10 protein-coding genes are annotated in these 12,082 nt (G+C 57.5%); 5 read left to right on the top strand and 5 right to left on the bottom strand.

The window, feature by feature from the left end; genetic code table 11:
* The first annotated feature begins 34 nt into the window (after positions 1-34).
* Positions 35-1,447, top strand: a complete 1,413-nt coding sequence (ftsP, locus tag N037_RS09740; RefSeq protein ID WP_023333412.1) for a cell division protein FtsP — start codon at positions 35-37, stop codon at positions 1,445-1,447.
* A gap of 30 nt (positions 1,448-1,477) precedes the next feature.
* Here ftsP and N037_RS09745 read toward each other — a convergent pair whose 3' ends face one another.
* Entirely contained in the window at positions 1,478-2,953 is a 1,476-nt protein-coding gene (locus N037_RS09745) for a TrkH family potassium uptake protein (RefSeq protein ID WP_032641009.1), read from the bottom strand.
* A gap of 201 nt (positions 2,954-3,154) precedes the next feature.
* On the opposite strand from N037_RS09745, the gene N037_RS09750 reads away from it, so the two are divergent.
* Positions 3,155-5,329: a YgiQ family radical SAM protein gene (locus tag N037_RS09750; protein ID WP_032640577.1), complete on the top strand. Its 2,175-nt coding sequence runs from the start codon at positions 3,155-3,157 to the stop codon at positions 5,327-5,329.
* Between the two features lie 96 nt (positions 5,330-5,425).
* On the opposite strand, the gene dkgA is transcribed toward N037_RS09750, so the two are convergent.
* A complete protein-coding gene (dkgA, locus tag N037_RS09755; protein ID WP_032640579.1) occupies positions 5,426-6,253 on the bottom strand; it encodes a 2,5-didehydrogluconate reductase DkgA in 828 nt (275 codons plus the stop codon).
* A gap of 105 nt (positions 6,254-6,358) precedes the next feature.
* On the bottom strand, positions 6,359-7,522 hold the full coding sequence (yqhD, locus tag N037_RS09760) for an alcohol dehydrogenase (RefSeq protein WP_032640581.1): 1,164 nt from the start codon (positions 7,520-7,522) through the stop codon (positions 6,359-6,361).
* A gap of 195 nt (positions 7,523-7,717) precedes the next feature.
* Here yqhD and N037_RS09765 point away from each other — a divergent pair, with 195 nt between their 5' ends.
* A complete protein-coding gene (locus tag N037_RS09765) occupies positions 7,718-8,617 on the top strand; it encodes an AraC family transcriptional regulator (protein WP_032640583.1) in 900 nt (299 codons plus the stop codon).
* Between the two features lie 47 nt (positions 8,618-8,664).
* Here N037_RS09765 and yghB read toward each other — a convergent pair whose 3' ends face one another.
* On the bottom strand, positions 8,665-9,324 hold the full coding sequence (gene yghB, locus N037_RS09770) for a DedA family general envelope maintenance protein YghB (RefSeq protein WP_023309176.1): 660 nt from the start codon (positions 9,322-9,324) through the stop codon (positions 8,665-8,667).
* 143 nt (positions 9,325-9,467) lie between these two features.
* Positions 9,468-10,655, bottom strand: a complete 1,188-nt coding sequence (metC, locus tag N037_RS09775; RefSeq protein ID WP_032640585.1) for a cystathionine beta-lyase — start codon at positions 10,653-10,655, stop codon at positions 9,468-9,470.
* A 251-nt stretch (positions 10,656-10,906) separates the two neighbouring features.
* Between metC and exbB the strand changes: the two genes are divergently transcribed.
* Positions 10,907-11,638, top strand: coding sequence for a tol-pal system-associated acyl-CoA thioesterase (gene exbB / locus N037_RS09780; protein ID WP_032640587.1), 732 nt, complete (start codon positions 10,907-10,909; stop codon positions 11,636-11,638).
* A gap of 4 nt (positions 11,639-11,642) precedes the next feature.
* Entirely contained in the window at positions 11,643-12,068 is a 426-nt protein-coding gene (gene exbD / locus N037_RS09785; RefSeq protein ID WP_023309173.1) for a TonB system transport protein ExbD, read from the top strand.
* Positions 12,069-12,082: the final 14 nt, after the last annotated feature.

The following is a 12,082-nucleotide window of genomic DNA, read 5'->3' on the forward strand; positions in this document are numbered from 1 at the left end:
TCCCGCGTTGTTAGTCGTTTCAGATGGAGCTTATATGTCACTCAGTCGGCGTCAGTTTATTCAGGCTTCCGGGATCGCCCTTTGTGCGGGTGCGATGCCGCTGACAGCCAGCGCCGCCGGGCAGCAACAGCCGCTGCCTATTCCGCCATTAATTGAATCTCGTCGCGGTCAGCCGCTTTTCCTGACGCTGCAGCGTAGCCACTGGTCCTTCACCCAGGGGACGCGTGCACCCGTCTGGGGCATTAACGGACGTTATCTTGGGCCGACCATACGCGTGTGGAATGGCGATGATGTAAAGCTCATCTACAGCAATCGAACCCCTGAAAATGTTGCCATGACCATCAGCGGCCTACAGGTACCTGGCCCGTTGATTGGCGGCGCGGCGCGAATGATGTCACCCAACGCCGACTGGGCGCCCGTTCTGCCAATCCGCCAGAGTGCGGCAACGCTGTGGTACCACGCCAACACGCCTAACCGCACGGCGCAACAGGTCTATAACGGCCTGGCCGGCATGTGGCTGGTGGAAGATGAGGTCAGCAAATCCCTGCCGATACCGAACCATTACGGCGTGGATGACTTCCCGATTATCATCCAGGACAAACGTCTGGATAATTTCGGTACGCCGGAATACAGCGAGCCGGGCAGCGGCGGCTTCGTCGGCGATACGCTGCTGGTCAACGGCGCGCAAAGCCCGTATGTCGAAGTCTCGCGCGGCTGGGTGCGCCTGCGCCTGCTCAACGCCTCCAACTCGCGCCGCTATCAGCTGCAAATGAGCGATGGCCGTCCGCTGCACGTGATCTCCGGCGACCAGGGCTTTTTACCGGCGCCGGTTTCCGTCAAACAACTGGCGCTCTCGCCGGGTGAACGTCGCGAAATTCTCGTGGATATGACCAACGGGGATGAAGTGTCGCTGACCTGCGGCGAAGCGGCGAGCATTGTTGACCGTATTCGCGGGTTCTTTGAACCGTCGAGCATACTTGTCTCGACCCTGGTGCTGACCCTGCGTCCAACCGGTCTGCTGCCGCTGGTGACCGACAGCCTGCCAATGCGTCTGCTGCCGCAGGAGATCATGAGCGGCTCGCCGGTACGCAGCCGTGATATCAGCCTGGGCGACGATCCCGGCATCAACGGCGCGCTGTGGGACGTCAACCGCATCGACATTACGGCGCAGCAGGGCACCTGGGAGCGCTGGACGGTCCGTTCAGATATGCCGCAGTCGTTCCATATTGAAGGGGTATCTTTCCTGATCCGCAACGTCAACGGCGCGATGCCGTTCCCGGAAGATCGCGGCTGGAAAGATACCGTCTGGGTGGACGGCCAGGTCGAACTGCTTGTCTACTATGGTCAGCCTTCGTGGCCACACTTCCCGTTCCTGTTCCACAGCCAGACGCTGGAGATGATGGACAGGGGATCCGTGGGGCAGATGCTGATCAATCCGGCACCGTAATCCTGACATTCCCGGTTCGCCGGGAATGTTTTATGCCCGCCAGAAAAAGCGCGAGAACAGAATCAGCACCGGGTAAATTTCCAGACGCCCTAATATCATCGCCGCACACATCAGCAGTTTTGCCCCCTCTGTCAACGTGCCAAACGTTGACGCCGTTTCGCCAAACCCTAGCCCCATGTTGTTGATGCAGGCGGCAACCGTTGCGAATGAGGTAAACAGGTCGTAGCCCATCAGATTAAGCGCCCAGACAAAAAAGCCCGTAATCATGACGTAGAGGAAAAAGAAGCTCCATACCGAGCGCAGAACGCGTTCATTCACCACGCTTTTACCGACCTTGATACTCAGCAGCGCCCGTGGATGCGCCAGCTGGTTCATTTCCTGAATACTCTGTTTGAACATGATCAGAAAACGCAGCGCTTTGATCCCGCCACAGGTCGAGCCTACGCAGCCACCAAAAAAGCTGGCGCTCAACAGCAGGAAGATGGTGTGTGCGGGCCATTGGGCATAGTCAGCTGTTGAAAGGCCGTTATCGGTCATCATCGAACTGGCAAGGAAGAAGGCGTGCACCAGGCTATCGGTGGCGTTGTACATCCCCGCATGCCAGACCTGCCAGGCGGTGATGGCGATAAGCACCGCGGCGGCGGTCAGAAAAAATCTCACCTCCGGGCTGCGGCGAATTGGTTTCAGGGTGCGTCTGACAATGGCAACATACCAGAGGGTAAAGTTAAACGCGGAAAGCAGTGAAAACGCCCCGGCGACCAGCTCAATGGCGTGGCTGTCATAAAAACCGATGCTCTCGCTGCGGGTGGAGAATCCGCCCAACGACACGGTCGACAGCCCGTGACAGAGGGCGTCAAAAAAGGACATGCCCGCCAGCCAGTAGGCCAGGGTGCAGGCCACGCCCAGCGCGAAGTAGGTCACCCACAGCGTGCGCGCGGTATCGGCAAGGCGGGGCGTCAGACGTTCCTCCTTGAACGGCCCCGGCATCTCTGACTGATAGAGTTTCATGCCACCGATACCCAGCAGCGGCAGGACCGCGACGGCCAGCACGATAACGCCTAAGCCGCCAATGAAATTCAGCTGAGCGCGGTAATAAAGGTACGACTTAGGCAGGGCGCTGACGTCCCCGATTACCGTTGCGCCGGTAGTGGTTATACCGGAAACCCCTTCAAAGAGCGCGTCAGCAAAGGAAAGATGCAGGCCATCGTCCATCCATAGCGGCATGGCGCTGATCAATGAAAACAGCAGCCAGAACAGCACGATAATCACAAACCCGTCGCGGGTACGCAGCTGAATACCGGCATGGCGGGTTGCCCTCCACGTCAGTCCGCCCAGGCTGAAAAAGGTTAAAAAGGTGGTCAAAAACGCAAAATAGGTCCGCTCTTTATTCAGCAGGGCGATAACCATCGGCGGCAGCATAGAAAGGCTGTACAGCAGAACCAGAAAACCGCAGAGGTGAAGGACAACCCGGAGCTGGGACACATGTAATGAATCGTTGAACTTCACAGAGGTACTCCGCGCCATCGCACATTCCGGGAGGCTACTCACCGGAAGATATAGTGGATATTATGATCCAAAATTAACAGGGTGCTGTATTTTAACGACTTCCACGAATATCTGCCTGCTTGCTGCATCCTTTTCTTCAAATCTGGCGGATGAACAGCGTATAATCCCGCTCCTTTTGTCTATTTTTTCTTCGGAAGCATTATGAGCGCAATTTCCCTGATCCAGCCGGATCGTGACCTCTTCTCCTGGCCCCAGTACTGGGCGGCCTGTTTTGGACCGGCGCCGTTCCTGCCGATGTCCCGTGAAGAGATGGACCAACTGGGCTGGGACAGCTGCGACATCATTCTGGTCACGGGCGATGCCTACGTTGACCATCCGAGCTTCGGTATGGCCATCTGTGGCCGTATGCTTGAGGCGCAGGGCTTCCGCGTGGGGATCATCTCCCAGCCTGACTGGAACAGCAAAGACGACTTTATGCGTCTGGGTAAACCGAACCTGTTCTTCGGCGTCACCGCAGGCAACATGGACTCGATGATCAACCGCTACACCGCCGACCGTAAGCTGCGTCATGACGACGCCTACACGCCGGATAACGTGGCGGGTAAACGCCCCGACCGCGCGACCCTGGTCTATACCCAGCGCTGTAAAGAAGCCTGGAAAGACGTGCCGGTGATCCTGGGCGGCATCGAGGCGAGCCTGCGCCGTACCGCGCACTACGACTACTGGTCAGATACCGTTCGCCGCTCGGTGCTGGTGGATTCCAAAGCCGACATGCTGATTTACGGTAACGGCGAGCGTCCGCTGGTGGAAGTGGCGCACCGTCTGTCGAAGGGCGAGCCGGTGAGCAGCATCCGCGACGTGCGCAATACCGCCATCATGGTGAAAGAGGCGCTGCCGGGCTGGAGCGGGGTGGATTCCCGCATCATTGATATGCCGGGCAAAATCGACCCGATCCCGCACCCGTACGGTGAAGATCTGCCGTGTGCCGATAACAAGCCGGTTGAGCCGAAAAAAGCGGAAGCGAAGGCTATCGTCGTGCAGCCGCCGCGCCCGAAGCCGTGGGAAAAGACCTACGTTCTGCTGCCGTCCTACGAGAAGGTGAAAGCCGACAAGGTGCTCTACGCGCACGCGTCCCGTATTCTGCACCATGAAACCAACCCGGGCTGCGCCCGCGCGTTGATGCAGAAGCACGGCGAGCGCTTTATCTGGATCAACCCGCCGGCGATCCCGCTCTCCACCGAAGAGATGGACAGCGTCTTTGCGCTGCCGTACAAGCGCGTGCCGCACCCGGCGTACGGCAACGCACGCATCCCGGCGTATGAGATGATCCGTTTCTCGATCAACATCATGCGCGGCTGCTTCGGCGGCTGTTCCTTCTGCTCCATTACCGAACACGAAGGCCGTATTATCCAGAGCCGCTCTGAAGATTCGATCATCAATGAGATCGAAGCGATTCGCGACTCGGTGCCGGGCTTTACCGGCGTGATCTCCGATCTCGGCGGCCCAACCGCGAACATGTACATGCTGCGCTGCAAGTCGCCGCGCGCCGAGCAAACCTGCCGTCGCCTCTCCTGCGTCTATCCGAGCATTTGCGAGCACATGGACACCAACCATGAGCCGACGATCAACCTCTACCGCCGCGCGCGCGACCTGAAGGGCATCAAGAAGATCCTGATCGCCTCCGGGGTACGTTACGACATCGCCGTGGAAGATCCGCGCTATATCAAAGAGCTGGCGACGCACCACGTCGGCGGTTATCTGAAGATTGCGCCGGAGCATACCGAAGAAGGCCCGCTGTCGAAAATGATGAAGCCGGGCATGGGCAGCTACGATCGCTTTAAAGAGCTGTTCGACACCTATTCGAAGCAGGCGGGTAAAGAGCAGTACCTGATCCCGTACTTCATCTCCGCCCACCCGGGCACGCGCGATGAGGACATGGTCAACCTGGCGCTGTGGCTGAAGCAGCGTCGCTTCCGTCTGGATCAGGTGCAGAACTTCTATCCGTCACCGCTCGCCAACTCGACGACCATGTATTACACCGGCAAGAACCCGCTGAGTAAGATTGGTTATAAGAGTGAAGAGGTGGTGGTGCCGAAAGGGGATAAACAGCGTCGTCTGCATAAAGCGCTGCTGCGTTACCACGATCCGAAAAACTGGCCGCTGATCCGTCAGGCGCTGGAAGAGATGGGTAAAAAACACCTGATCGGCTCGCGCCGCGACTGTCTGGTACCGGCCCCGACGCTGGATGAGATGCGCGAAGCGCGTCGCCAGAACCGCAATACGCGCCCGGCGCTGACCAAGCACACGCCGATTGTGCATCAGCGTTCGAACGGTGGAGCGGGAACGAAGAAGAACGTAAAACGTAAGATCGGTTAAACCTGTAACAATGCCCGGTGGCGCTGCGCTTACCGGGCCTACAGGTCAGCGCGTAGGCCGGGTAAGGCGCAGCCGCCACCCGGCTTTTTTCTGCGACTACCCGCCAAACTGATCCGGATCCGGGCCTAAACGTTTACCCTTATCCAGCTTCGCAATCTCACCCAGCTCTTCTTTGTCCAGACGGAAATCCCAGACGTCGAAGTTCTCGGCGATGCGCGATGGCGTGACCGATTTCGGGATGACCACCACGCCGTTGTCCAGATGCCAGCGAATGACGATTTGCGCCGGGGTTTTACCGTATTTATCCGCCAGCTCGCGGATAATCTTTTGATCAAACACCCCTTCGCCGCCCTGCGCCAGCGGGCTCCATGACTCGGTCTGGATTTTATGCGTGGCGTTCCAGGCATGTAACTGACGCTGCTGCATCAGCGGGTGCAGTTCGATCTGGTTAATCACCGGCGCGACGCCCGTCTCGTCAATCAGCCGCTGCAGGTGATGAACCTGGAAATTACAGACGCCGATGCTTTTCACCAGCCCCTCTTTCTGCAGTTCAATCATCCCTTTCCAGGCATCAACGTAGTGATCGATAGCCGGAACCGGCCAGTGCATCAGCCAGAGATCGACGAAATCGAGCTGGAGCTTTTCAAGGCTCTCCTCCAGCGCTTCACGGGGGCGTTTTTGATCGTCGTTCCAGAGTTTCGTGGTGATGAATAACTCATCGCGGGGGACGCCAGCGCCGGCAAGTGCCTTACCCACGCCGTCCTCGTTTTTGTATGCGGCGGCGGTATCAATGGACCGATAGCCGACTTCCAGGGCTTTATGAATGGCGGAGACGACCTCGTCGTTACCGGCTTTCCATACACCTAGCCCCAACTGGGGCATCACGTTGCCGTCCTGCAGCTTGATTACGGTTTGGTTTGCCATTTTTCCTCCTTCAGGTGCGCATCGCCGGAGGGTTCCTCCGGCGATGGGGTGTGCATTAAGTCTGGACGAAATGTCAAAAAACGAAAGTCGGGAGGGCAAAAACGCTTAGCGCGCCGCTTCGTAGATACGACGGCTCACGTCCAGCGTGATGTCGCCGTGCTCGCCCAGGTGGGTCATGCCGTGCTCTTCGAGTTTCGCCAGCAGGGCAGGGATGGAGCTGCCGTCCAGACCGTAGCCAGAGAGACGCGTTGGCACGCCCAGACCTTCGAAGAAGCTGCGGGTTGCTTCGATGGCGGCATCAATCCGCGCATCGTCAGAACCCTCGGTGATGTTCCACACGCGCTCGGCGTACTGCAGCAGCTTGGCACGCTTGGTGTCGCGTTTTTCGTTCCACAGGGCAGGCAGCACAACGGCCAGGGTCTGCGCGTGATCCAGACCGTGCATTGCCGTCAGCTCGTGGCCCAGCATGTGGGTTGCCCAGTCCTGCGGCACGCCAGCACCGATCAGGCCGTTCAGCGCCTGCGTGGCGGCCCACATCACGTTGGCGCGAACGTCATAGTTTTCCGGCTCTTTCAGCGCTTTCGGACCTTCTTCGACGAGCGTCAGCAGGATGCCTTCCGCGAAGCGATCCTGAATTTTGGCATTCACCGGATACGTTACGTACTGCTCAACGGTATGAACAAAGGCGTCGACCACGCCGTTCGCTACCTGACGCGCAGGCAGGGTGTAGGTGTAAACCGGATCCAGAATGGCGAACACAGGCTGAACGTGTTCGTTCATGAAGGCCTGTTTGTCGCCGGTCGTTTTACGGGAGATTACCGCGCCCTTGTTGGATTCAGAGCCGGTCGCTGGCAGGGTCAGCACGGAGCCCATCGGGATAGCGCTTTTGATGTCGCTGCCGCGGGTTTCCAGAATGTGCCACGGATCGATGCCGTCAGCGTAGTGGGCAGCCGCCGCGATGAACTTGGTGCCGTCCAGCACGGAACCGCCGCCGACCGCCAGCAGGAAGGTGATGTTTTCTTCGCGGGCGATTTTCACCGCGTTCATCAGCGTTTCGTAAGACGGGTTTGGCTCAATGCCGCCGAACTCACGCACGTCCAGACCGTCCAGCGCGCTATAAACCTGATCCAGCACGCCGGTTTTTTTCACGCTGCCGCCACCGTAGGTGATCAGCATGCGGGCGTCAGCAGGGATCTGCGCACGCAGGTCAGCGATAGCGTCTTTACCAAACAGAATGCGGGTTGGGGTGTGAAGATTAAAGTTATTCATTGCTCGTTCCCTTTAGTGGGTGAAAAACCGTGGTGGCGCGGAGGGCTACCTGATGCTGCACATTGTGGCTTTCCAGGGCTACGTCCTCAATGCACATTCCTGCCGATGTCTTGCCCATTTCTACAGAGCGCTGGAGAAAGCGCGGAAAACGACGCACACTGTCAACGTCGATAACCGTACCCGGAGTAACGCAAGATGAACCGTGAGGCTATCTGCCAGCAGCTCACTGCGCAGATTAAGAGATTGATAGATAATGATAATTGTGCCAGCGATCTACTGCCGGACATTCGCCTGCTCTATGGCACGCAGCCCGGGACGCGCACGCCGGTCATGTACCAGCCGGGCATCGTTTTTCTCTTCTCGGGCCATAAAATTGGCTATATCAACGAGCGCGTGTTCCGCTACGACACCAATGAATATCTGCTTCTGACAGTACCTTTACCCTTTGAATGTGAAACCTTCGCGACAGAGGCCGTTCCGCTGGCCGGTATTCGCGTCAACGTCGATATTCTTCAGCTGCAGGAGCTGCTGATGGAGATAGGTGAAGACGAGCTCTTCCAGCCTTCGATGGCGTCGAGTGGGATTAACTCGGCGACGCTGTCGGAAGAGATCCTCTGCGCCATTGAGCGTCTGCTGGACGTGATGGAGAGGCCGCTGGACGCGCGCATTCTGGGCAAGCAGATTATCCGCGAAATTCTCTACCATGTGCTGCTGGGCCCGGGGGGCGGGGCGTTACTGGCTCTGGTGAGCCGACAGACCCACTTCAGCCTGATAAGCCGCGTGCTCAAGCGTATCGAAAGCCAGTACACGGAAAATCTCAGCGTCGACCAGCTGGCGGCGGAAGCGAACATGAGCGTCTCGGCGTTTCACCATAATTTTAAATCGGTGACCAGCACCTCGCCGCTGCAGTACCTCAAAACCTACCGGCTGCATAAGGCGCGGATGCTGATGATCCACGACGGCATGAAGGCCAGCGCGGCGGCAATGCGGGTGGGTTACGAAAGCGCGTCGCAGTTCAGTCGGGAGTTTAAGCGCTATTTCGGCGTCACGCCGGGGGAAGATGCATCACGCATCCGAACCATGCAGGGCGCCTGAGGGGAAACGTAGGCCGGGTAAGGCGTAGCCGCCACCCGGCAATTACGTCACGCGCTGCAATACTTCTTCTTAATCACTACCGCAATAGTCCCTACCAGTCCCGCGACCAGCAGGAACATCGGCAGCACCATCAGGAAGGTCATCACCTGGTCTTCATGGTGTTTCACAAAGGGGATCATATTCAGCGCGTAGCCGAGCGTGGTGACCACACCCACCCACAGCAGGGCGCTCAGCCAGTTAAAGAACTGGAAGCGGCGGTTCGACAGACCGGAAATGCCCGCCATCGTAGGCAGAAGCGTGCGAACAAATGCCAGGAAACGCCCGGCGAGCAGCGCCAGCAGGCCATGTCGGTCAAACATGCAGGTCGCACGCTGATGATATTTATGCGGCAGCTGCGCCAGCCAGCCTTTCACGACGCGGGTATTGCCCAGCCAGCGGCCCTGCAGATAGCTCAGCCAGCAGCCCAGGCTGGCGGCGGAGGTGAGAATAACCATCGTGGGCGTGAAGTCCATAACGCCTTTGCCGATTAACGCCCCGGCCAGTAAAAGCAGGCTGTCACCTGGAAGAAATGAGGCTGGCAGTAATCCATTTTCCAGAAACAGCGTTGCGAACATCACGAGATAGACGATACCGACGACGTGAGGATCCGCCAGCGCGGCAAAGTCGTGTTGCCAGAGCGCCGCGATAATATCTTGAATAACAGCCATGGACTTTCCTGTGGAACAGCAGATATAGCGCTATTGTACTCCCTTATTCGCCCGTCGGGTTTGATCCCGGGCGCAACTCATGCAGACTTTTCTGCTTGCGGTGTCCACAAAAGCGTCCAGGGAGTACATTTTCAGCCAGCACTCTACACGATACGCTCGAACCCTGCTGCTAAATCGGCAATCAGATCGTCAACATTTTCTAAACCGATATGCAGTCGAATCAGGGTGCCGCTGAAGTCCACTTCACCGCCTGGGCGCAGAGCCGCAACCTGTTCCGGCTGGTTAGGCAGGATCAGGGATTCAAAACCGCCCCAGGAGTAGGCCATGCTGAAGAGGGTAAAATTATCCAGATAGCTCGCCAGCTCGTCGTTATTCAGCCGTTTTTTCAGCACGAACGAGAACAGGCCGCTGCTGCCCGTAAAGTCACGTTGCCAGAATTCGTGGCCTTTACTGCCCGGTAGCGCGGGGTGATTAACGCGCTCAACCAGCGGATGCTGCGCCAGCCATTCGGCCACCTTCAGGCTGCTTTCATGGTGCTGACGCAGGCGAACGCCCAGCGTGCGAAGTCCGCGGCTGGTCATGTAGGCCGTGTCTGCGTCCACCATCTGGCCCATCAGGTAGGCATTTTCTCGCAGCTGATCCCAGCAGCGCGCGTTAGAGACCGCGGTTCCAATCATGCCGTCAGAGTGGCCTATCAGGTACTTCGTCGCAGCCTGAATCGAGATATCAATATCGAATTCCAGCGCCTTAAACAGCACGCCCGCCGCCCAGGTGTTGTCGATCATGATAATCGCATCCGGCGCTTTGCTGCGCACGGCCTTCACGATAGCCGGCACGTCGTGAACTTCCATGGTGAGCGACCCCGGAGATTCCAGGAACACGATGCGGGTGTTTGGCTGAATAAGTTCGGCAATGCCTTCACCAATCATCGGGTCGAACCAGCCGGTCGCCACGCCGAGCTTGCTGAGAATTTTGGTGCAGAAGTCCTGGCTGGGTTCATAGGCGGTGTTGGTCATCAGGATATGATCGCCCTGTTCCACAAACGCCAGAATCGTGTTGGCGACCGCAGCCGCCCCGCACGGGAACAGCGCGCAGCCCGCGCCGCCTTCCAGCTCGCACATCGCCTCCTGCAAAGAAAAATGGGTTAGCGTGCCGCGACGGCCATAAAAAAGCCCGCCTTTCGCGCGGTTGCGCGTGGCGATTTTTTTCTCCTCAACGGTATCAAACACCAGCGAGGAGGCGCGTTGAATCACGCTGTTGACCGATCCCTGCGTATATTTTTTGCTGCGTCCTGCCTGTACCAGCGTGGTATCAAGATGCTTCTTTGTCATGTTCGCTAACCCTGTTTTTATACGTCTGGACGTCCAGACTACCACGATTGGAAAAAACTGCACCCCGAGGCTTATCGAATAAGCAGAAAATATTAGCAAAAATTCGCATAAGAAATTTTTACTGCGTAAGCGCAAGGAAAGTGAGCGAAAATTACGGCACCATGCAAATACTAATGAGAACTACTATCAATTCGACGACGTTTTGATATTATTACGCTCAGATTTTGTGATTTGCGTCCTGGAGATACAGAGTGGGTAATAATTTGATGCAGACGGATCTCTCCGTTTGGGGCATGTATCAGCATGCTGACATCGTGGTTAAGATTGTGATGGTCGGCCTGATTCTGGCGTCCGTTGTCACCTGGGCTATCTTCTTCAGCAAAAGCGCCGAGCTGCTTTCGCAGAAGCGTCGCCTTAAGCGGGAACAGCAGCAGCTGGCTGAAGCCCGCTCTCTGGATCAGGCTTCTGACATGACCTCATCCTTCCACGCGAAAAGCCTGACCACCCTGTTAGTGAATGAAGCTCAGAACGAGCTGGAACTCTCCGCTGGCAGTGAAGATAACGAAGGCATTAAAGAGCGTACCGGTTTCCGCCTGGAGCGTCGCGTTGCGGCCGTGGGCCGACACATGGGACGCGGCAACGGTTATCTGGCGACCATCGGTGCGATCTCGCCGTTTATCGGTCTTTTCGGTACGGTCTGGGGCATCATGAACAGCTTTATTGGTATCGCGCAGACCCAAACCACCAACCTGGCGGTTGTGGCGCCGGGTATCGCGGAAGCGCTGCTGGCAACGGCGATTGGTCTTGTTGCTGCGATCCCAGCGGTCGTAATCTACAACATTTTCGCGCGTATGATTGGCAGCTATAAAGCCACGCTGGGTGACGTTGCCGCGCAGGTTCTGCTGCTGCAAAGTCGCGATCTCGACCTGAATGCCAGCTCGGTTAAGCCGGTGCACGCGGCGTCTAAACTGCGCGCAGGTTAATGCTATGGCGATGCGTCTGAACGAAAATCTGGACGATAACGGCGAAATGCATGAAATTAACGTGACGCCGTTTATCGACGTTATGCTGGTTCTGCTGATTATCTTCATGGTGGCTGCGCCGCTGGCGACGGTGGATGTGAAGGTGAATTTGCCTGCCTCTTCCAGCCAGCCCCAGCCGCGCCCGGAGAAGCCTATCTACCTGTCGGTGAAGGCGGATAAATCCATGTTCCTCGGGAACGACCCGGTGACGGCAGACTCAGTCATCCCGGCTCTTGAGCAGCTTACCGGCGGTAAGAAAGACACCACGGTCTTCTTCCGTGCGGATAAAACCGTTGATTATGAAACCATGATGAAGGTAATGGACACGCTGCATCAGGCGGGTTACCTGAAGATTGGGCTGGTCGGCGAAGAGAAAGCGGCCTCGAAATGATAAAGAAGCTGGCG

It is taken from the genome of Enterobacter sp. EGD-HP1 (assembly GCF_000733275.2).
GTDB lineage: Bacteria > Pseudomonadota > Gammaproteobacteria > Enterobacterales > Enterobacteriaceae > Enterobacter.